The sequence below is a fragment of the Acidobacteriota bacterium genome (assembly GCA_039028635.1).
Taxonomy (GTDB): domain Bacteria; phylum Acidobacteriota; class Thermoanaerobaculia; order Multivoradales; family JBCCEF01; genus JBCCEF01.
This window is the reverse complement of sequence record JBCCHV010000003.1, coordinates 49,886-70,553: the sequence shown is the minus strand read 5'-3', so window position 1 is coordinate 70,553 and position 20,668 is coordinate 49,886. Positions and strand designations below refer to the sequence as shown.

14 protein-coding genes are annotated in these 20,668 nt (G+C 65.4%); 6 read left to right on the top strand and 8 right to left on the bottom strand.

Going from position 1 to position 20,668, the window contains the following annotated elements:
- Nucleotides 1-42: 42 nt before the first annotated feature.
- Together carB and AAF604_02200 are read left to right on the top strand one after the other, a co-directional pair.
- Nucleotides 43-3,270 carry a carbamoyl-phosphate synthase large subunit gene (carB, locus tag AAF604_02205; GenBank protein ID MEM7048436.1) on the top strand — a complete coding sequence of 1,076 codons (3,228 nt, stop codon included), beginning with the start codon at nt 43-45 and terminating at the stop codon, nt 3,268-3,270.
- A gap of 98 nt (nt 3,271-3,368) precedes the next feature.
- On the top strand, nt 3,369-3,923 hold the full coding sequence (locus AAF604_02200) for a hypothetical protein (GenBank protein MEM7048435.1): 555 nt from the start codon (nt 3,369-3,371) through the stop codon (nt 3,921-3,923).
- A gap of 31 nt (nt 3,924-3,954) precedes the next feature.
- Here AAF604_02200 and AAF604_02195 read toward each other — a convergent pair whose 3' ends face one another.
- The 3 genes from AAF604_02195 to AAF604_02185 form a co-directional block, all read right to left on the bottom strand.
- Nucleotides 3,955-4,821 (bottom strand): class I SAM-dependent methyltransferase, encoded by an 867-nt coding sequence (locus AAF604_02195; protein MEM7048434.1) that lies wholly within the window; start codon nt 4,819-4,821, stop codon nt 3,955-3,957.
- A gap of 100 nt (nt 4,822-4,921) precedes the next feature.
- The gene (locus tag AAF604_02190) at nt 4,922-7,762 is read right to left on the bottom strand and encodes an Ig-like domain-containing protein (protein MEM7048433.1); all 2,841 of its coding nucleotides are present in this window, start codon (nt 7,760-7,762) and stop codon (nt 4,922-4,924) included.
- On the bottom strand, nt 7,759-8,550 hold the full coding sequence (locus tag AAF604_02185) for a hypothetical protein (protein MEM7048432.1): 792 nt from the start codon (nt 8,548-8,550) through the stop codon (nt 7,759-7,761). The genes AAF604_02190 and AAF604_02185 overlap by 4 nt, the downstream gene beginning before the upstream one ends.
- A gap of 180 nt (nt 8,551-8,730) precedes the next feature.
- On the opposite strand from AAF604_02185, the gene AAF604_02180 reads away from it, so the two are divergent.
- Entirely contained in the window at nt 8,731-9,420 is a 690-nt protein-coding gene (locus tag AAF604_02180; protein ID MEM7048431.1) for a DUF2461 domain-containing protein, read from the top strand.
- A 207-nt stretch (nt 9,421-9,627) separates the two neighbouring features.
- Here AAF604_02180 and AAF604_02175 read toward each other — a convergent pair whose 3' ends face one another.
- Nucleotides 9,628-10,512, bottom strand: a complete 885-nt coding sequence (locus AAF604_02175; protein MEM7048430.1) for a hypothetical protein — start codon at nt 10,510-10,512, stop codon at nt 9,628-9,630.
- Nucleotides 10,513-10,552: 40 nt separating this feature from the next.
- Nucleotides 10,553-13,726, bottom strand: coding sequence for a tetratricopeptide repeat protein (locus AAF604_02170; GenBank protein MEM7048429.1), 3,174 nt, complete (start codon nt 13,724-13,726; stop codon nt 10,553-10,555).
- 117 nt (nt 13,727-13,843) lie between these two features.
- Between AAF604_02170 and AAF604_02165 the strand changes: the two genes are divergently transcribed.
- Genes AAF604_02165 through xseB form a run of 3 tightly spaced genes read left to right on the top strand, consistent with a single transcriptional unit; the run spans nt 13,844 to nt 15,993 of the window.
- The gene (locus AAF604_02165; protein MEM7048428.1) at nt 13,844-14,392 is read left to right on the top strand and encodes a hypothetical protein; all 549 of its coding nucleotides are present in this window, start codon (nt 13,844-13,846) and stop codon (nt 14,390-14,392) included.
- A 9-nt stretch (nt 14,393-14,401) separates the two neighbouring features.
- Nucleotides 14,402-15,757, top strand: coding sequence for an exodeoxyribonuclease VII large subunit (gene xseA, locus AAF604_02160; GenBank protein ID MEM7048427.1), 1,356 nt, complete (start codon nt 14,402-14,404; stop codon nt 15,755-15,757).
- Nucleotides 15,754-15,993 carry an exodeoxyribonuclease VII small subunit gene (gene xseB / locus AAF604_02155; protein MEM7048426.1) on the top strand — a complete coding sequence of 80 codons (240 nt, stop codon included), beginning with the start codon at nt 15,754-15,756 and terminating at the stop codon, nt 15,991-15,993. Before xseA ends, xseB begins: the two co-directional genes overlap by 4 nt.
- Before the next feature lie 28 nt (nt 15,994-16,021).
- Here the strand turns inward: xseB and AAF604_02150 are convergent, their stop codons facing one another.
- The 3 genes from AAF604_02150 to AAF604_02140 form a co-directional block, all read right to left on the bottom strand.
- Entirely contained in the window at nt 16,022-16,357 is a 336-nt protein-coding gene (locus tag AAF604_02150; GenBank protein MEM7048425.1) for a hypothetical protein, read from the bottom strand.
- A 164-nt stretch (nt 16,358-16,521) separates the two neighbouring features.
- Nucleotides 16,522-18,432 carry a hypothetical protein gene (locus AAF604_02145; GenBank protein MEM7048424.1) on the bottom strand — a complete coding sequence of 637 codons (1,911 nt, stop codon included), beginning with the start codon at nt 18,430-18,432 and terminating at the stop codon, nt 16,522-16,524.
- Between the two features lie 45 nt (nt 18,433-18,477).
- Nucleotides 18,478-20,379: a hypothetical protein gene (locus AAF604_02140; protein ID MEM7048423.1), complete on the bottom strand. Its 1,902-nt coding sequence runs from the start codon at nt 20,377-20,379 to the stop codon at nt 18,478-18,480.
- Nucleotides 20,380-20,668 lie beyond the last annotated feature (289 nt).

Genomic DNA, 20,668 nt, shown 5'->3' with positions numbered 1-20,668 from the left:
TCCTTCCTGTCGTGATCTGACCTCGAAAAGGGACCGCGAGACATGCCACGCCGTCAAGATCTGAGCTCCATTCTCGTCCTCGGCTCTGGGCCGATCGTCATCGGCCAGGCCTGTGAGTTCGACTACTCCGGAACCCAGGCTTGCCGTGTCCTGCGCCAGCACGGCTATCGGGTGATCCTGATCAATTCGAATCCGGCCACCATCATGACGGACCCGGAGTTCGCCGACGCCACCTACATCGAGCCGCTGGTGCCGGAGGTGGTGGAAAAGGTGCTCGAAAAAGAGCGCCCCGATGCGCTGCTGCCGACGGTCGGCGGTCAGACCGGCATCAATCTCGCCATTGCGGTTTCCGAGAGCGGCGTCCTCGAGCGCCTCGGCGTCGAGGTTCTGGGGGCCGATATCGCCGCCCTGCGCCTGGGCGAGGATCGCCTGCTGTTCAAGCAGGCGATGGAGGAAATCGGTCTCGAGGTGCCGCAGAGCGGCTATGCGGGCAGTCTCGAAGAGGCCCACGAGATCGTCGGCGAGGTCGGCTATCCGGTGATCATCCGGCCGAGCTTCACCCTCGGCGGCGAGGGCGGCGGCGTGGCCTACAACCGCGACGAGTTCGAGGACGTGGTCAGCGCGGCGCTGCAGGCCAGCCCGGCGAATCGGGTGTTGGTGGAACAGTCGGTGCTGGGGTGGAAGGAGTACGAGCTCGAGGTGATTCGCGATGTCGCCGACAACGCCATCGTGGTGTGCTCGGTGGAGAACGTCGACGCGATGGGGGTGCACACCGGCGATTCGATCACCGTGGCGCCGCAGCAGACCCTTTCCGATCGCGAGTACCAGAGGATGCGCGACGACGCCTTTCGGGTGATCCGCCGGGTCGGCGTGGCCACCGGCGGGTCCAACATCCAGTTCGCCGTCAACCCGGAGAACGGTGATCAGGTGGTGATCGAGATGAATCCGCGGGTCTCCCGCAGCTCGGCCCTGGCCTCCAAGGCCACCGGCTTCCCGATCGCCAAGATCGCGGCGCTGCTGGCGGTCGGCTACACCCTCGACGAGATCGAGAACGACATCACCGGCAAGACCTTCGCCGCCTTCGAGCCCTCCCTCGACTACACGATGGTGAAGATCCCGCGCTGGGCCTTCGAGAAGTTCCCCGGTTCCGAGGCGCACCTCGGGCCGTCGATGAAGTCCGTCGGCGAGGTGATGGCCCTCGGCTCGAGCTTTCCGGAGGCCTTGATGAAGGCCCTGGCCTCCCTCGAGCTCGACGGCAAGCAGGCCACCCGCGACCGCCGGATGGCCGATCCGGTGCGCCTGCGCAAGCGTCTTTCGGAGCCCAACTGGGAGCGCCTGTTCGCGGTGTTCGCCGCCCTGCGTCAGGGCTGGACCGTCGAAGAGGTCTCTGCCCTGTCGCGCATCGACCCCTGGTTCTTGCGCGAGATCGAGGCCATCATCGCTCTCGAGACGGAGCTCGGCTGCTGGAATCTCGCCTCGGTGCCTCCGGGTCTGTTGCGCCGGGCCAAGGCCTCCGGCCTTTCCGATGTGCGTATCGCCGGCCTCCTGGGCGCTTCCCGAACGGCGCTGCGCGAGGCCCTCGACGAAGCCGGCATCCGGCGCGTCTTCAAGCGGGTGGACACCTGCGCCGCCGAGTTCCCGGCCACCACCCCCTACCTCTACTCGACCCTCGGCGACGAGTGCGAGAGCAACCCGACGGACCGGCCGAAGGTGCTGATTCTCGGTTCCGGGCCCAACCGCATCGGTCAGGGCATCGAGTTCGACTACTGCTGCGTCCACGCCGCCTTCGCCCTGTCGCGTATCGGCTACGAAACCATCATGCTCAACTGCAACCCGGAGACCGTGTCGACGGACTACGACACCGCCGATCGGCTGTACTTCGAGCCCTTGACCCTCGAGCATGTGCTGGCGGTGGTCGAGCGCGAGCAGCCCGAGGGGGTGATCGTGCAGCTCGGCGGCCAGACGCCCTTGAAGCTCGCCCGTGGCCTCGAAGCTGCCGGGGTGCCCATCTGGGGCACCTCGCCGGACGCCATCGATCTCGCCGAGGACCGTGAGCGCTTCGGTGCCCTGCTCGCCGAGGAGAACATCCTGCAGCCCGAGAACGGCGCCGCCGAGTCCCTCGAAGAGGCCCTCGAGGTGGCGCGGCGCATCGGCTTTCCGGTGATGGTGCGGCCGAGCTACGTGCTCGGCGGTCGGGCGATGGCGATGTGCTACGACGAGCGTTCGCTGATCGAGTACATGGAGCGCGCCACCGACGTTTCCGAAGGGCACCCGGTGCTCCTCGACCGCTTCCTCGAAGATGCCGCCGAGCTCGACCTGGATCTGATCTGCGATGGCGAGACGGCGGTCGTGGCCGGCCTCCTCGGCCATATCGAGGAAGCCGGCATCCACTCCGGGGATTCGGCGGCGGTGTTGCCGCCGCACCGCCTCTTCGATCCCCACCTCGACGAGATGCGCGACATCGCCCGGCGCCTCGCGCTGCGCCTCGGGGTGGTCGGCCTGATGAACATCCAGTTCGCCGTTTACGAAGACCGCGTCTACGTGCTCGAGGTCAACCCCCGCGCTTCCCGCACCGTGCCGTTCATCGCCAAGGCCGTGGGCCGGCCGTTGGTCGACATCGCCGTGCAGACGATGGCCGGCCGGCGCCTCGCCGAGATCGACTTCGTCCGTGAGCCGCCGGTGCCCGGGGTGTTCGTCAAGGCTCCGGTGTTCCCCTTTCGGCGCTTCCCGGGGTTCGACCCTCTGCTCGGCCCGGAGATGAAGTCCACCGGTGAGGTGATGGGGGTCGGTCGCACCTTCGGCAACGCCTTCGCCAAGGCCTGGTTGGGGGCCGGCCAGAGCCTGCCCCTCGAGGGCACCGTCTTCCTCACCGTGCACGATCGCGACAAGCAGACCCTGGCGCCGATCGCGGCGACCTTCGCGGAGCTCGGCTTCGCCCTCGTCGCCACCGCCGGCACCGCCGACTTTCTGCGTCGGGAGGGGCTCGAGGTGGAGACCGTTCTCAAGGTCCACGAGGGTCGCCCCCACGTCGTCGATCGCCTGATCAACGGCGACATCGCCCTGGTGGTCAACACGCCCCTCGGCTCCGAGTCTCACATCGATGACGGGGTGATTCGTCAGACCGCCTTGAAGCACGACGTGCCCTGTGTCACCACCCTGACCGGCGCCCGCGCCGCCGCCGCCGCCATCCGCGCCCTGCGCGACGACGGTCTGGGGGTGCGCTCGCTGCAGGACCTCACGGCGTCCGTCACGCGGGCAGCGGAAGCCTGAGGACCTTGGCGGCAGTGCAGGGCTTGCGCGGCTGCTAAGCTGCCCGCAGCAAGCCTTCCCGCAACCGGCTGTTGGTCTCAAGGGGTGAGGAGCCCGCCATGGACACGGTCATCTTCAGCTTCGGCGTCGTCCTGTTTCTGCTCGGCCTGATCGGCCGCGTCGAGGCTCGTGAAATCAAGGTCGGCACCGATCAGGTGCCGGCACGGGTGATCGCTGCCGTCATCGGGGTGGTCTTCACGCTGCTGGCCCTCGGAAGGAGCGGCTATCTCAGCCAGGAGGTGCCCGTGGCGGCAGATTCGCCTCCGCCCACGGTCTCCTGGGAAGGAACCTGGAACACCGCCTGGGGTACCTCGATCAACGACACGCCGAGCAACATCGTGGTCGTCTTCGAGACTGCGGCGGCGGGGGAGGTCGTCGGCAGCTACGAGTACCTCGATCCCGAGCGTCAGCAACCGGTTCGTGGTCGCATCGAAGGTCAGGCGTCGGGAGCGCGACTCAACGCCACCTGGGAAGAGCGCGGCGAAGGCACCCTCGCCACCGGCAAGCTCGAGTTCCTGGCCTTCGCCGACGGCGCCTCCTTCGTCGGGCGCTTCTTAGATGCCGGAACCCCGGAGTCGAAGCTCTGGTGGACCGGCGAGCGGGAGCAGGACTGAGGGCTTTCTTTCGGGAGAGTGAGGTCCCCCTTTATCGCGGTCGCGCCGTGAAGATTCCGTAGTGAGAGCTCTCGATATCCCGTTGCTCGAGCTCGAGAGCTTCGCGGAGAATTGGTGCCACCGCCGGATGCTCGAGGGTGCTTCCCCGCAGGGCTGAAACCAAGGGGGAGAGAATTTGTCCTCCATAGAGTTGCCGATCGATGATCTCGAAACGTTCTTCGAGCATGGTGGGGATTTCTGAGGACCGGATCATCTCCGTAGGATCTTCCATGGCGATCGGTGGCCAAACCTCTGGGGTTCGGCGAAATCGCTCGGGGATTTGCGCAAACAACTCGCGTGCCGTGATCAGGTTCTGGTCGGACCACTCCCCTCGCGAAGGTCCGATGTATTCGTCGACGTAGAGAAGTCCTGGCTCGCTACCGTTGAGAACCCTGGCGGCGCCGTCGAGGACTCCTTCCAGATCTTCGATGTGGTGGAGACTGCCGTGGAAGAACACCAGTCCATAGGATGCCGATGGCTGGCGGCCGAGCCAAGTCGAAGCGTTCTCGAGGAAGTACTGGACCCGCTCTGACAGTCCGGATTCGTCGGCGAGCCTCCGCGCTTCGTCCAGGGAAGCAGTGCTGACATCGACGCCGTGTACCTCTCGGGCCGCCTGCAGATTGGCCACGCCTCTTTCGAGGTCTCCGGTACCGCAGCCGATCGAGAGTGCTCTTTCCGCCGGGCAAGGCAGTCCGTCGAGAAACCTGGCGATGAAAAGCACCGCCGGATCGCCACTCAGGCGCTGATTGATGTCCTGCCGCAACTCGGGAACGGCCAGCCAGTAGCGAATGTCGTCAGTTGGCGCAAGATTGTGCTGATCCCAATAGGCTGCGGATTCTTCGATATCGGAGTGGGTCATGGCTACCGTCCGAGGTCATTGTTCTGGTGGTTTTAGAACAGGCACGGTTTTCGAGGAAGCCGAGTCTTCAGCCTGGAGTAAGTCAAGTCCCCGGGCAATCTCAGGGCAGGCTGGTGATCCTCAAGACCGGTCGCCTGCTCGGACTCTGGTTCTCTCGGCTTCCAAGGAAGCTCTCGGCGTCGGTGTTTGTCGAGAGCCCGATCGTGAGGAGGCCATTGCCTTGCACGAGAGGAGTGACGTCGAGCTCGTGGGCACCCCAGCGGATCAGGTCGTAGCTGACCGAGTGCTGGACGTAGGGCCCTGAAGGCGTCATGTTCCAAGTGAGACTCTGCTCGTTCCACGACGAATCCGGAACGTGCCAGACCCTGATCTCGGGGATATCGACACCGTCGGACTCCGACAGGATGAGCTTGGCTGAAGTGACCGGGCCGGAAAGCCCGGTGACGTGGAAGCGGACGAAAGACCGTCGCCCGAAGCCACTACCTGGACCGCGAATCGAGAGATTCGGCCGGAAGCCTCCGAGAGCTGAATCAGGGTAGAGTTGTTGGGCGTAGCTGTCGGCCTCAGGGTAAAAATCCGTGGTCGTTCCTGCGGGGTTATTGTTGACCGTAATCACCCGCTCGGCAAGGGACCTAGCATTGCCGTTGTCGGCTTCCACGGCGAGAGTGTGAAGGCCGTCCACAATCGCGCCGGAATCAAAGGATGCGCGCCAGCCAATGTCCGGACACAAAGGGTCGCCGGAACCGATTCCGTCACAGACCTCTGGCCTCGGGCCTCTACTCCAGGTTGCGTTGAGAACGAGAGGTTGGCCATTGATAGTGAACACCAAGTCTTCGATTCCGCTGGGGTCAGAGGCCCAGCCTTCCAGGGTCACTTGAGGACCAGAGACTACTTGGTTCTGCTGTGGCCAGTCGATGACCAACAGTGGACGCGGTCCGCTGGAGTTGTTCGCAATGACGATTTGTCGTTCTACAACCGAAGACGATCTCCCGTCATCTGCCTCTACGCGAAGGGTTTTTGGTCCGTCGGCGAGAACCGACGAGTCGAAGGCAGCTGTCCAGCCAACCCAAGGGCAGAAGGGATCCCCTATCGGGTGACTGTCGCAGACATCCTGGCGTCCCGTCCAGGTGAGCGTTGAGTGGAGGGTTAAAGGCTGGCCGTCGATACTGAAGGTCACTCCGTCCTGCCTTTGCACGCCATCGGTTGCCGTCGCCCAGCCCGTTAGAGAGACGATTTCCGTCACGGTCGCGTCCTGAATGGGCGCAGCGATGTGAAGTAGCGGCGGTGGATCGGAGTTCTGGACCGTGATCTGAACGGGGCTCGAAAGCGCCCGATTTTCACATCCATCGATGACCCGAACCCGCAGCTTATGCAGCCCGTCTGGAAGGTTGGTCGTGTTCCAGCTGAATGAGTACGGGGGAGAGCTATCGCTGCTGTGAAATTGACCATCGATCAGCAACTGGACTTTCGTCACCACCCCGTTGTCCGAAGCGTTGACTCGAACCGTTGTCGTGCCGGCGACGGTGGAGCCCTCAGAAGGTGAAGTGATGACTGCTGAGGGGAGAACGGAATCGCTACAGACCGAATTATCGACGATGATGTCGCGGTGAAGGGGTGTCACCCAGCCGTTGGAGTCGAAGGCAATGATCTGCAGCTCATGGGCTCCATCGGCCACGGTCGTAGTGTCCCATAGGGCCGTGAAGCCGCTGTTTGGATCACAGGCGAAGTGATTCCAGCCGAAGGGTGGCTGACAGGCTGCAGGGTTGTGCAAACCGAGATTGAGCTGGGTTAGAGGGATCTCCGCGCCGTCGACGCTGGCCTTCAGGATCGGCACGCCGGCGTAGTCGACTGCCCATCCGGAGAGCCGGACAGTGCCGCTGAGGACAGTGCCCGGACCGGGATCGGTCAGCGCGACCAGAGGACCGAGGCCGTTGGCCGGGGCGCTCGCTAGGGCAAACTGGTCACATTGCCAAGAGCAGTGGGTCGAGATGATATTCCCTGCCCCGTCCTTCACAGTGACGCAGGCCCAGCCGCAGTGAATCCAGGGTCCGCCGGGTACGTTGGGTTGGTTACAGGCGTCGGGCGTCCGCAGGCAGAGGTCGGCGCCTGCACCGTCGATGCGAGTCTCCGATCGAGGGTCTTGACCTGCCTCACGCGGAGTCAGGGGATCGCAGGGGCTGGTGTGGCCTGGCGCGGGCTCCTCACTATGGCAGCCTGACTCCTCGTCATTGATGTTCTTTGCGAGCTGGGCGGCTGCCGGTGTAACGCCGAGGAGATGAGCGTCTACGGGATCGATGGAGGCCTGCATTACTGAAGGGCCGGAGCAGCCCGTCGTCGCATCATGATCGAATCCCAGGGCATGTCCTAGTTCATGGGCAATGAGCTTGCGGCCCCATGGCGTTGAGAAATTTATTTTTCCATTGGGCCCTGGGATGCAAGGTAGGTTGCCGGCGTCTGTTGAAGGGCATCTTCCGTAAAGTTCTAGGGAGTTGTCTTCAGGGATCCACTTTGCAGCGACGAGTTTGCTCGTTCCGGCAATGGCCTCAATGTAGGCCCTCTCGTTTGGGAGGTAATTGAGCTGGATCGAGCTACGGTAGGTCATTCCGTTCTGGCCGCCCTCGAGAGGAGGCCGGGTTCCTTCCCAGTCGACGTTAAAGCTCGGGAATCCCCGATAGGGGGAACTTTCTTCCTGAGGACATGCGTCGTTCCATTCGTTTGCACCGGTCTCGACATCCTGGAGGTCGAGAAAGTTGGTCGATCGGGCTTCTCCGTTCGCGTAGATTGTGACTTGGTGAATGCCGGCGTATCTATTGCCGAGAAAGGGGATCGTATTGCCTTCTTCCAGAGAGGTTCCCCTCGGGCAGAAGCTGGGCTGGCCGGCGGCGCAAAAGGTTATTGAGCAAGCTAAGATACCGACAGCCGGAGATATGGAACGCATCATGGAGTCCTCGGCATATCTCGCATCAAAACGCTGGGCCCTTCACGCAGGGAGTCGGTGAGCCAGTAGATCGATCCGTCTTCGGATGGCAGCACTGTGACTTGGTGCAGGAGGCGATTGCTTGGTTCGAAGTGTTTCGCGGCGACCACGACGGTGTCGCCGATCTGAGGTCGATATTGATTTCGAATCGGGAAGGTACAGAGCTTTCGGCCTTCGAAAGTGAGAGATCCGCCGGTGTCGAGAAATAGAGCTTGCTGTGGATCTTGGTCGGACAAGTCCCCCTTGATCACTTCGAGGATGTCGACGACAACGATCCGTTCGACGCGCGAGCGATGGCAGTTCCAGCCGATGCGATCACTTCGAACTTTGGCTGTGAGGAGGATCTTGGCGGTCTGGACCGTATTCGAGATCTCTGCCTCGCGGTCTACTGTCGAATCATCACGGCGCGATCCAACAAATGAGCACCCTTGTTTTGGTAGCCCTACGTACCAGGTCTCTGGTGACGTCGCCATCTTGTGAAAATCGGCGGATCTCGAGAGAGCCCTCAGGCAATAGTCGTCGGCGGGGAGCTCGTCCCTTGGTACTTGGTCGATCAGGTCCCCCGAAATGAAGAGCGCAGCCCCTGTTTTTTCTTCGAGGTTCCAGAGCGTGTGCGGTGGTTCGAGAGTGAGAGGGGATTCGGTCTTCGATTGAGAGCCAGCGTCGAGCGGCGGTGCGATACGCGCACCCGAGGCTGATGCTTCGCCGAAGGCCGAGGATGTGAGTAACAGAATCAGGAAGTAGCCAGTCATAGGGCGGTTCCCACGGTCTCGAGGTTCAGTTCGGACAGCGGTTGACTTTGCGGTGCTTTTCGCTGTTGAGCAAATCATATCCTGTTGGCGAGTACCATTCACCCGATGGTGAAGAGCTCGAGGTTGGAACCTACACTCTCGCTGATGAGCCTGTGAGCCGCCCGAGCTAGAATTCCGACCATGACCTGGAAGAACCCCATCCGCCCGGCGCTGTTCGATTTCCTTCGCGAGCTCAAGGACAACAACAACCGCGATTGGTTCCAAGCCAACAAGAAGCGCTATGAGGACGATGTCAAGGCACCGGCGTTGCAGCTCATCAGCGACTTCGGTCCGCGGCTCGAGACCGTCAGCCGGCACGTCGATGCCATCCCCAAGGCAGTTGGCGGTTCCTTTTTCAGGATTTACCGCGACGTTCGTTTCTCCAAAAACAAGAGCCCCTACAAGACCCACGCCGGGATTCACTTCCGCCACAAGCAGGCGAAGGACGTCCATGCGCCCGGTTTCTATCTCCATCTCGAACCCGGCCAGGTGTTCTTCGGGGCCGGGATCTGGCACCCGGACTCGGCGACCCTGAAGCAGATTCGCGGCGCCATCGTCGAGCGGTCGGCAGCCTGGAAGAAGGCGGCGTCCCACTACGGCGAGGACAGCGGTTTTCAGTTCGAAGGTGATTCTTTGAAGCGTCCGCCGCGGGGCTTCGATGGCGACCATCCCTTGATCGAGGACATCAAGCGGAAGGACTTCATTGCGGTGACCCGGTTCACCGAACGCCAGGCCACCCAGTCCACGCTGCTCGATCGTCTGACGGAGCTCTGCAGTCAGGGGGCGCCCCTGATGAGCTTTCTCTGCCGCGCCGTCGACGTGCCCTTCTAGCAGGCTGCTGAAAAAGTCGCGTTGCGACTTCTTTAGCGCCTGCTGATTGCTTCAGGGGGGCTAGAGGCGCCCCCCTCGGCCGCGCGCACATGTCGCGCGCCCTCACCCCCGTCCTCGGCGGCTTTGCCGCCGCCTCGGGCTTCGCCCTCGGAGGCCTCCTGCTGAGTAGCAGGCGGCTTCTCCTGGGCAAAAGGGGCTCGCGCGCCGCTAGAAGCCGGTGAAGAGGTCGAGCTCGGCGGCCGTGAAGTTGAAGTAGAACCACCAGCCATCGTCGCCGTCGAGGGAATCGAGATCGCTGACCGCGGCGCAGTTGCCGGTACCTCCCGGCAGCAGCACCGAGAGCGGCTGACCGCCGACGATGGGAAAGTCCGCCGGCAGGGTGATGGCGTCGGCGTCGCTCTGCAAGAGAAAGCCGCTCAGCAGACCGTCGGCCAGCGTCTCGGTGCCGGCGAAGACGGTGGTCGCGCCGATGCGACCCTCTTGCAGCGGCACATTGATGCCCTGGACCTCGAGGAACAGGGTCCGCGGGCGACTGGAGAAGCAGGGATTGGTGGGCTCCGCAATCGCCGGTGAGTAGCCGCCGGTGGTGCCGGTCACGACCTCGAGGCAGGTTGCCGGCCCGAACTCTTCGCCATCGTAGTCGGCGGCGGATCCGCCGCTGACCTGGAAGCAAGACAGCGGATCCGGTGGGGCGTCGCACCGGCCCGGATCGAAGTTCAGGCGGGCCGCCTTAGCACCGAGGTCGAAGGGGCGAAAGATCAGCAGCGGATTGAGATCGAGGAAGCCATCGCCGTCGCCGTCCCCGCCGAGGGCGGTGGCGACCAGCTCGTTGAAAGCCGGCGCGATGTCGAACGGTACCGGACCGTCGGTGACGTCGAGGCAGCCGAAGGGACCGGCGTCGACGAACAGGTGGGGATCGCGCAGATCGAGGTCATCGAAGCGGTAGACCCGCTCCGGAACGCTCAGGAACGAGGTCCAGGCGGAGAGATCGCCCGAGTCGAAGGCGTCTGCGAAGAGCAGCTGGGCGCTGGCGGAAGAGCCCGCCGACAGCATGAGAGCGAGGGCGATCAAGACGGGCAGAACAGCTCGCATGGGGGCTCCTCTCGAGGGCATGGGCCGTGAGAAGGTCAGGTCAACTGGCGATACCGTTGCGGGTGGCGGCGACCAGAATCTGCTGATTGATTGGAATCTGGTAGAGGAAGTGCTGGCGCAGCTCCGGATCGAGGCGCCCGGCCTTGCGCAACAGTGCATCGTAGGCTCGCTGCAGGAACGGTAGGGGGTTCTTGCGGGCGTGGCCGCGCTCGGCCATCCATTCGAGGGCCCGGAACATGCGGTAGTCGAGCCGCTCTCCCTGCTCCGGATACTCCTCCCGGGCGAGGAAGTCGCCGAGCTCCTGAATCAAGCCATCGACGATTTCGGTGCGTTCCTGGGTGATCGCCGTTTCCACCAGCCAGGCGCGGTCGAAGGCCGCCGCCAGCGGATCGTCGAAGCGCTGATGGAGCTGCAGGCCTTTGAGCAGATGCGAGTGGGCTTCCTCGGTGCGCCGACGGGCGAGCTGGATGCGACCGAGAAGCCTCTCGGCGCGGCCCCCGAAGGGACTGTCCGGCAGCAAGTTGAGGCGAAAGCTGGCCTCGCGGGCTTCCCGCAGGGCATCCTGCGGGCGGTCGAGGTCGAGGTGGTTGACGGCTACCGCCAGTCGGGCGAGGGCCTCGCCGAGCTCGTCGCCGGCCTCTTCCCGCAAGGCGAGGGCTTGGCGCAACGGCGCCGAAGCGGCGGCGAAGTCGCCCAGTCGGCCGAGGATGCGGCCGAGGCCGAGCAGGACGTAGGAGAGCTCCGACCGGTCGCCTAGCGCGCGGGCTCCCTGCTCGGCGGCCTGATAGTGCAGCAGGGACTCCGAGTAGCGTCCCATCGACAAACAGACGGCGCCGAGGGCGGTGAGAGAAGCGATGGTCGGCTTGCCCGAGTCTTCGGGCCGCTCGCGACGCTGCTTGAGGGCTTGCAGATGATGATCGTAGGCCTTGTCCAGGCGGTGTTGGCGCAGGGCGATATTGCCGAGATAGAAGCGGCAGGTGGCGGTGAGGGACTCGAACCCGGGCTGGTCGATGGGCTCGAGCACCTGCTCCAGCAGGCGCTCGGCCTCGTCGAAGCGTTGCTGCTCCATCAGCACCCGGCCGAGCTGGAGCAGCAGGGCGGCCTTGCCCGCCTTGTCGGTGGTGCGCGACGAACGCAGGGCCGACTGCAGGGTTTGTTCGGCCTTGTCGAGGCGGCCTTCGCGGCGGTCGAGGTCAGCCTTGAGGCGGGCCAGCGCCAGCAGCGTCTCGGGGCTCGCCTCGGCCTGCTGCAGGGCCAGGTGCATGGCGTGCTTGAGCTCTTCCGCCAGGCCTTCAAGGTTGGCCGTCTGGAGGGCGATTGGCAGCAGCGTCATGAGCAGCTCGAGCTCGGTTTCCGAATCGCCCTTGCGGCTGCGGTGGGCGACCACCTCGTGGGTGAGGGCGGCGAGCAGGTCCTCATCCGTTGCCGGTCGGTCGCTGGAGTTGATGGCGTCGCGTCGCTGCCGGGCGACGCGCAGCAAGATCGGAACTCCCTCGGCGCTGCCGCTGACCAACTGATAAGCCTGCCAGCGAGCGCGGTCGCTACCGGAGAGCTCGACCAACAGCTCGCCCACCGCGTGGCGGCAGGCCACCGGATCGTCGAGGGTGCGCCGCAGGCTGTCGCCGATCCCGCGGCTGGCGAACTGCAGACCCTCGCCCCAGGGGGATTCTCGAGCTTCCAGCCATCCGGCCTCGAGGTAGGACTGATACCAGTTCTTGGGCCCGCCGGCCGACCCCAGAATGCTCGCCGCCGAGCGCAGCTCTGAAGATGGGACGGCAAAGGCCGAAGCGGCCAGCAGGCGAAGGGGCACCGCGTGGCCGACCCGCAGCGCCTCCGCCTCGACGTGGGCCACCAGGCGATCCGAGGGCCGAAACCGCACGTCGTCCTCGCCGCTGAAGAAAAAGGAGCCGTAGATCTGGCGCAGGAGCTTGGCGTGGATGAGGGCGGCGAGGCCTTCCTCGAGCACGAAGGGAACGCCGCCGGCGGACTCGAGGAGGTCCTGATGCACCGCTTCCGGCAGGGAAAGGCCCGAGAACAGGCTTTCCGTGACCTCGTCCATCTCTTCGGCTTCGAAGGGAGGCACCTCGACGGAGCGCACCTCGTCGGGCCAAGCGACTTCGCCGCGGCCCACCAGGACGAGCTGGAAAGAGCTCACGGAACAGCCGGCAGCGAGCTCGGCGAGGAGCGCCAGGTCGTCCTGCGAGGCCCGTTCGAGGTCGTCACAAACCAGGGTCAGGGGATGCTGGCCGCGGGAGGCGTGAGTCTCGGCGATGCGCCGTAGAAGCTGTGCCACCATCGTGGGCGAGAGGCCGTCGCCGGAAGCCTCGCGCCCCATCAGCTCCAGTCGACGGCGGGTGGTGAGCTGGTTGATCAGGGTGCCGAGCTCGACGCGCTCGAGGCCGTCCGTGAGCTGGAGCAGGGCACGCGCCAGTTGCGCCGCCAGCGGCGGCACCGCCGAGCGGCCGGCCGGGACCACCACCCGAACAATGCGGCGGCTCTCCGGGTCCAGGGCCTCGAGAACCGCGCGAGTCTTGCCGCAGCCCATGGCGCCTCGAACTCGGACCACCGCCTGGCCGAGGGCATCCTTCAAGGCCTCCACCAGCTCGGGCCGATGGGCCGAAGCGAGCTTGCGGCCGAGCAGGTTGGGATTGCGCCACAGGCGATGGGTTTGGCTGACGTGGCCGAGTCGAAACAGCGGCACCGGCCGACCGGAAGCTCCCACCAGGGGATCGACCGCCTCCGCCTCGCGCCGAATCTCGAGGGTCTGCACGGCGCGGCCGGTGAGGTGGACCTGTCCGGGTGTCAACTGCGGAGGCTGGCTGATCAGGTCTTCAAACAGGCGGTCGGCGACCACCGTGATGCGATCCGATCCGACCCGAACGGTGCCCGGAGTCACCAGCATGGTGGCTTCGGCGCCGCCACCGCTCTTCGGCCGGCGGGCGGCGGCGGCCAGAAATCGTGCGTAGGAGGTGGCGGTGTCGAGCACCGCCGGATCGCCGGCCGTCGGCACCACCGCGATCAGCCCGTCGCGTACCGCGTAGACCCCGGAGTCGGGGCCCAGGGAGGCGGTCAGATGGTCGACCAGAGCGGCCCACACTTCGGGTTCCGATTGCGGCCAGAGATGGAGCAGGCCGGCCGGCAGAACCCGCTGCGGCTGCGGGTCTTGGCGACTTTCGGGGGCTTCGAAGCTCGCGGAATCTACGGCGTCGATCAAGTTCTGTTACCCTATGCTTTCGGGCCCAGGGCGTCACGCCCGCCCTCGAAAATTCCTTCCCTGAGCTTCGAGTTTCCACTCCGCTCGCCGAAAAGCAACCACGACGGGGATGTACCCATGACCACCCGAAGCCTGATGAACCGTCTCTACTACTTCACCATCGAAGACGAGAGCATGCTCTCGGAAGCCTTCTCGCGATTCGACAGCGAGATATATGCCATTACCTATAAGGTAACAGGCACCGACGATGTCTTCGTCACGACGTCCGAGACCAAGGACGCCATGGACCGTTACGATGTCCCCTACAACCTCCTGGCGACTGAAACGAGCGACCGAATCTCGCTGCTCCACTCCCCCCTGTCGAAGGAAGAGCTGGGAGACTTCGAGGAGCCGATCAAGGCCTTGGCGTTGGCTTTTCGGGCCATCGCTTTGGCGTGTGTCGGGGTCAACGGCGAGAGCAATTTAGGCTTCGATTTAAGCAAAGGCACCAAGAACTTCACCTATTTTACCGCGCCCGCCGGTCATACGTTCATCTGGCGTCTTTTTCATGAGCGCGACGAGGCGGTGAAGTTCCTCGACAAGCTGACCATGGGCGACCAGAAAGCCCTCGAGTGGGCCGAGGGAATTCCGCTGGCGTCGTCGAGCGAGCTCAAGACCTACCACTAGCGTCATCCCTTGAATCTGCCCTTCGAGGAGGAAACCTACTCGGTTTCGCAGCTCTGCGAGGAAGTTCGCGACTTTCTCGCCCAGGGCTTCTATTCGGTGTGGGTGGCGGGAGAGGTGCAGCGGCTGCGCGAGAGCCGTCGCGGCCACGTCTACTTCGAGCTGGTCGAGAAGGACGGCCGCGAAGGGATCCGCGGCAAGCTCGAGGCGGTGCTCTGGGCCGGCGATCGGCGCCGCCTCGGCCGGAGCGCCGAGCCCCTCGCCGAAGGGGTGGAGATTCGCGCTCGGGGCAATCTCGACTTCTACGCGCCCTCTGGGCGCCTGCAGTTCGTCCTGCGCGAGCTCGACCCGCTCTACACCCTCGGGCTCCTCGAGCGCCAGCGCCGCGCCACCCTCGAAGCTCTGGCGGAGGCCGGCTTGCTCGAGCGCAACGCGGCGCTACCCTTCGCGACCTTGCCCCTCGACGTGGCCCTGATCACGTCCGCCGACAGCGCCGCCTACCACGACTTTCTCGCCACCCTCGATGAAAGTGGCTACGGCTTTCGCGTCACCCTCCTTCATGCGTCGGTGCAGGGTGTGGGAGCCGAGGAGGAGCTGGTGTCGGCTCTGCGCGCTGCCGGCGAGCTGGCGCCGGACTGCATCGCCCTGGTGCGTGGCGGTGGAGCGCGCAGCGATCTCGCCGCCTTCGACCACCGGGCGGTGGCCGAGGCGATCGCTCGCGCCCCGGTGCCGGTGCTCACCGGACTCGGTCACGAGATCGATGTCGCGATCGCCGATCTGACGGCCCATACAGCCCTCAAGACGCCCACCAAGGCGGCCGAGTCGCTGGTTGAGCGGGTCGCCGAAGCCGATGCTCGTCTGCTGCGCCTGGAAGAGATGATCCCGCGCGCTGCCGGTGAGCGCTTGCGCGAGCAGAGGGACCGATTGGCGAGGGCCGGCCGAGCGGCCGAGGTGGCTCGCTGGCGGCTGGTGCGGGCGGGCGACCGGTTGGCCGAGATCGGTCGGGCCCTCGAACGGGAGTCGTGGAGCCAGCTCCGGGCCGGCGGTCAGAGTCTCGCCGGTTTCGAAGATCGCTTGCGGCGCCCCTTGCCGGCCCTCTTCGAGCGTCGCCGGCAGCGCCTCGAAGAGCTCTCTCGGCAGCTCCTCCGGGGGGCTCGCCAGCGCTTGCGGGAAGCCTCTTCGGAGCTGCAGGGCATCGAGCGCCTGTGCGATCATCTGTCGCCGCGCCGCACCCTCGAGCGCGGCTTCAGCATCACCCGCGACAGCCGCGGCCGAGCGTTGCGCTCGCCGCAAGAGATCGCCGCCGGAGAACCCTTGGTCACGACCCTGGCGCACGGCGAAGTGCGCAGCCGGGTGGAGAAGTCATGAGCCAGAAGAGTGCATCCCCAGACAACGCCCCCGACGACCTGAGCTTCGGGGAAGCCCTCGAAGCTCTCGAGGGAATCCTCGGCAAGATCGAGGGCGAGGAGGTCGACATCGACCGCCTCGCCGAGGAGCTGGGCCGCGCCGCCGGCCTGCTCGAGCTCTGCCGCGGCAAGATCCGGCGCGCCGAGGTCGAAGTGCGTCAGATCGTCCAGTCCCTCGAAGAAGAGCCGGAAGACTGACCTTCCTCGGCGCACCATAGATCCGGTTCTAGGGGCCCGGTGCCGGCAAGGCCTCGATGTCGGCGTGGCTTTCCAGGACGAAAGGCGGCTTGCGATAGGTCCAGGTCTCGCCGGTTTCGTTGTCTTCGACCCGGATGATCACCTCGACATCCGTCAAGGAGCCCAGAAAGACCCAGAAGCCGCCGGTGTCGGAGGTCAAGGCCGTCGCCACCGCCGGCCGGCCCTGAGGCGCGACGACGTCCTCGATCTCGATCCGCACCGCGAAGCGCCCCTCGCGCAGGCAGAGGGTCGCCGAGTCCGGGCGGCAAGCGAGTCTCAAGCGACGGGCGAAGAAGCCCGTTTCCACCGGCGGATGAGACGCCATGATCACCGGCTGGACGGCCTGGATGAAGTAGGTCGCTACCAGGGAGCCGAGTCCGGCGAAGGCGACATCGACGCCGGACGTGGTCGCCGGTTTCGAGATGGTGGCTCGTCGATCCTCGATTGCAGGGGGTCGGCCGGCGAGATCTTCGCCGGCCGACGTTGCGTTCAGTCTTGTGTCGCTGCCGGCAAGGCCTCCGTGTCGGCGTAGCTTTCGAGGACGAACGGCGGTTTGCGATGGGTCCAGGTCTCGCCGGTGACCGTGTCGTCGACCCGCAGGTTGACCTCGACGTCGGTCAGGGAGCCGATGAAGACCCAGAAGTGGCCGTTCGAGGTCCGGCCGTCGAGCACCTTGACGATCAGCTCGATGTTCTCCGGGCCGAAGAACCAGAAGGCGCCGCTGTTGTCCGAGATCAGGCGGCCGGTGCCGCTGCCGGTGCGGCCGCTGCGTGGGTCGATCCACTCGGCAGAGATTTCGAAGCGACCCTCGGTGACGCACAGCACCTCCGGAGCTCCCGGTGGGCAGTTGCCGTCGGGAGCGCCGACCACCGGGGAGGTCTCCGTCAGCGGCGAGCCGTCATCGACGAAGGCTTCGGTATGGGCCTGGCTGGCCAGCATGCCGTCGGGATTGCCGTAGCGGCGCATCTCGCCGGTGGCCGTATCGGTCACTTCGACCACGTAGGCGAGATTCGAAAGGGATCCGAAGAGAACCCAGAAATGGCCGTTGACGGGCCGGCCGTCGAGCACCTTGACGAGCACTTCGAGGTTGTCCTCGGAAAAGAACCAGAATCCGCCGGTGTCGGAGGTCAAGACCTGAACCGGGCTCGCTTGGCCGTTGCGCAGCACCTGCACCGCGAAGCGGCCTTCGCGTAGGCAGAGGGTGTGGCCATCGGGTCGGCAGGGAAGAGATTCCTGGACCGCGAAAAGGCCCGAGTCAGTCCCATCGGGAAGCAGGATCGGCGCTTCTTGGCGGCGGAACTCGGATCGCACCCACTCGCCACTCGGCAGGAAGTCGAGATCGCCGCCTGCCGTGAACAGGAAGTCTCCGGAGGTGACCTGAGGCGTCCCCAGGGGGTGCCCCTGAGGGTCGAAGGTGCGCGTCGCAAAGCGAGTTTGCGATTCGAAGGGGGCCAGCCAGGAAAGGGCGATGGCGCCGTTGCGGTCGGCGGCAACCCGCGGCATCGTGCGGTCCCCGGTGATCGGGCGGCGATCCGCCGCCAGATAGTCGGTGACCAGTACGCCGTCGGCATCGAGGCGTTGGAAGGTGACATCGCTGGTGGTTCCGAAGCGGCGGTCGGACCAGGCGGCGACGAAGCCCCCGTCCGGATAGGGGGCGAGGTCGAGCTCGTAGCCGGTCGGTCCCGGCTGGGTGCCGCGCAGCCGCTCCGGGCCGAAGCGGCCGTCCGAGAAGATGCGCTGGGAGTAGAGATCCGAGAAAAGGCGGGCTCCGAGCTGGATCGTGTCGACGGCATAGAGGAGCATCGTCGAGTCGCCCTTCATCGCCACCGTGGCGATCCCCACGCCGACGCTGGTGCCGTTGCCGGTCAGCGGTGACGGTCCCGCGATGACGCCGCTGGTCGGATTGCCGGAACGGTCGAGAAAGCGCGCGTACAGGACGCCGGCCAGCGACCAGACCACGGCGAAGCCCTCGTCTCCTCCGGCGGCGGCGATGCTGCTGGGAGCAGCGCCGATTCCGGCGATGTCGAAGGCGTTCCCCGTCGGCTGGCCGCTGGCGTCGAGCACCTGACCCTTCAGGCTGCCGGCGATCAGGTCTTGCCAGACCACCAGTACGGTATTGCCAGAGGCGGCGGCATCGAAGGCCGGCTCGTTGACCGGTGCGCCGAGGATGTTGAGCTCGCCGATGTCGTCCACCAGCACGGCGCGGTTGGCGATCTGCCAGGTACCGGTCGGGAAGGGACTGGTCGGTCGCGCCCATACGGTCACGAAGCCGCCGTTCTCGAGAGCCACGATCCGGCTGGTGCCCTGAACCTGGGTATCGATGTCGAAGGTCTGGCCGCTGGCCGGCCCGCAAAGGGCGAGGGCAAGGGCGCTGAGCAAAAGAAAATGTCGATATCTCATATTACTCTCTCCAATAGATCCTGCGTCAAGGCGAGTTCACGCGCTTCACGGTGCGGGAAGAGCTTCGATGTCGGCGTGACTTTCGAGGCTGAAGGGAGGCTTGCGATAGGTCCACGACTCGCCGGTGACGTCGTCGTCGATGCGGATCTCGTACTCGACGTCGGTGAGGGAGCCGACGAAGACCCAGAAATGACTGTTGGACACGCGACCGTCGAGCACCTTGACGATGAGCTCGAGGTTCTCCGGGCCGAAGAACCAGAAGGCGCCGCTGTTCTCGGAGATCAGGCGTCCGACCCCGAAGCCGGTGCGGCCGCTGCGCGGATCGATCCACTCGACGGTGGCGCGGAAGCGGGCATTGGTCAGACAGAGGGCGGCGTCGGAGAGCGCGGGACAGGCGCCGGGCGGGCTGTCGGGCGCTGGCGCGGCGACGGTCAGGGGTGAGCCGTCGTCGGTGAATGCTTCGGTGTTTGCCTGCGAGGCGAGCGTTCCCTCCGGGTTGGCGAATTGGCGGGTTTCGCCGGTCGAGGTGTCGGTGACGGTCACCGTGTAGGCGAGGTTCGAAAGCGACCCGAAGAGGACCCAGAAGTGGCCGTTGACGGGCCGTCCGTCGAGGACTTTGACGAGCACTTCGAGGTTGTCCTGGCTGAAGAACCAGAAGCCTCCCGTGTCCGACGTCATCGGCTCCGCGGGGGCCGGGAAGCCGGTGGCGTGGAGGTCGTCCTCGAGGGTGACCTGCACCGCGAAGCGCCCTTCTCGCAAGCAGACCGTGTCGAGGCCGGGGCGGCAGGGAAGGGCTCGGCGGATCGCCAGCAGGCCGGTCGGCTGCGGAGGGCCTTGTGGATCGCTGGCCTCGACGAAGGCGGTGAAGAGGGCCTCGCCTTGGCGATCGAAGGTCACGTTGGCGCCGCTCTCCGCGGTCGTGTCGTAGTTAATCAGGGGGCGGGCCGGACCGAAGGGGTGGGCGAGTGAGTCGTAGGTGCGGGTGAAGATCTTCGAACCTTGGCCCCGGCCGCGCTGCCAGAGGACGATGCAGGCGCCGCCGAGGTCGCAGGCGATGCGCGGTGAGTGAACGTCCGTCGGCTCGGGACCGGGGTCGACCCGCCGCGGGCTGGTCGCGGGTAGGCCGCCGAGGTCGAGGCGCTGGAACCAGATCTCGCGGCCATTGTCGCTGGGGTCGAAGCGGCTGTAGACGACCCCGTAGCCGAGACCGGCGTCGGCGGCGATCGCCAGCTCGAAAGAGCTCTGCACCGGGGCGACGGCGAGCTCGGAGCCGCCGAGGCTCGACCCATTCGCCGTCACCCGAGCACTGCCGAGGGTGGTGAAGAAGTTGGCGTCTCGCCGCTGATCGGAGGAGGAGGCCCCCACCATGCCGTTGCCGTTGGCGGCGAGGCTGGTGAGGTGAGCCCGGCCGCCGACGCCGAAGCCATCGAAGGGGGCGCTGCGGGTGATGCGGTCGCCGACGGTGGCTCCTGAGTTGTCGAGGCGCTGAAAGAAACTGAAACCGCTGCCGGTGGTCCAGACCACCGAGAAGCCATCGGTGTCGGCAGCGAGGCCGATCGAGGTCACCACGCCTCCGGCCGGCACGAGGGAGAAATCGGAGCCGTCGGGGGCTCCGTCCGAGTCGAGGAACTGACCGCGGATGAAGCCCAGGTCGTCGAACCAGGTGACCAGGATGGTGTCGCGGGGCGAGGTCGTGACGGCGATCAGAGGGTTGGTGGTGGGAGGACCGATCTCGTAGCTCGTGGTGCCGTCGAACCCGCGGCTGACGAGCTGCCAGTTCGGGTTGGCGGGGCGGAACCACAGCGTGACGAAGGAGTCTTCGGCGGTGCGGACCGACCAGCTCTGGCCCTCGAGCTGGGGATCGAGGCGTCGAATGTCGTCGGCGGCGAGGCCGGAAGTCATGGCGCTCAGAAGAAGCAGAAGGCAGAGGAAGTGTCGCGGTTTCATCAGAAGTTCTCCCAGGGACTCACCTAGCAAGCGAACGTCGAGCATCGAGCGGAACTGGGATCGTGGCGAACGATCCCGGGCGATCTATGAAAATGTCGTAGCGACATATTAGGATTGTCTCGAACCGGCTGTCAAGGGGGAAAGACCCTGCCGTGAATCTTCCATCGCAACCGATAAAGCGTTGATTAATTTGTCTTCTTCGCCTGCTTGCGAGACGGTGCTCGAGGGGCGAGTGGGTTGGCCGGCAGAAGACCGCGATCGGGTTACCTATGGTCTATGGACATGGCGA

Excerpts from the sequence above, each read along its gene's own strand:
- AAF604_02185 (MEM7048432.1), bottom strand. The coding sequence starts at position 8,550 with ATGACTGGCTACTTCCTGATTCTGTTACTCACATCCTCGGCCTTCGGC.
- AAF604_02140 (MEM7048423.1), bottom strand. The coding sequence starts at position 20,379 with ATGAAACCGCGACACTTCCTCTGCCTTCTGCTTCTTCTGAGCGCCATG.
- AAF604_02150 (MEM7048425.1), bottom strand. The coding sequence starts at position 16,357 with ATGGCGTCTCATCCGCCGGTGGAAACGGGCTTCTTCGCCCGTCGCTTG.
- AAF604_02145 (MEM7048424.1), bottom strand. The coding sequence starts at position 18,432 with ATGAGATATCGACATTTTCTTTTGCTCAGCGCCCTTGCCCTCGCCCTT.
- carB (MEM7048436.1), top strand. The coding sequence starts at position 43 with ATGCCACGCCGTCAAGATCTGAGCTCCATTCTCGTCCTCGGCTCTGGG.
- AAF604_02175 (MEM7048430.1), bottom strand. The coding sequence starts at position 10,512 with ATGCGAGCTGTTCTGCCCGTCTTGATCGCCCTCGCTCTCATGCTGTCG.
- AAF604_02165 (MEM7048428.1), top strand. The coding sequence starts at position 13,844 with ATGACCACCCGAAGCCTGATGAACCGTCTCTACTACTTCACCATCGAA.
- xseB (MEM7048426.1), top strand. The coding sequence starts at position 15,754 with ATGAGCCAGAAGAGTGCATCCCCAGACAACGCCCCCGACGACCTGAGC.
- AAF604_02180 (MEM7048431.1), top strand. The coding sequence starts at position 8,731 with ATGACCTGGAAGAACCCCATCCGCCCGGCGCTGTTCGATTTCCTTCGC.
- AAF604_02190 (MEM7048433.1), bottom strand. The coding sequence starts at position 7,762 with ATGATGCGTTCCATATCTCCGGCTGTCGGTATCTTAGCTTGCTCAATA.
- AAF604_02200 (MEM7048435.1), top strand. The coding sequence starts at position 3,369 with ATGGACACGGTCATCTTCAGCTTCGGCGTCGTCCTGTTTCTGCTCGGC.
- AAF604_02195 (MEM7048434.1), bottom strand. The coding sequence starts at position 4,821 with ATGACCCACTCCGATATCGAAGAATCCGCAGCCTATTGGGATCAGCAC.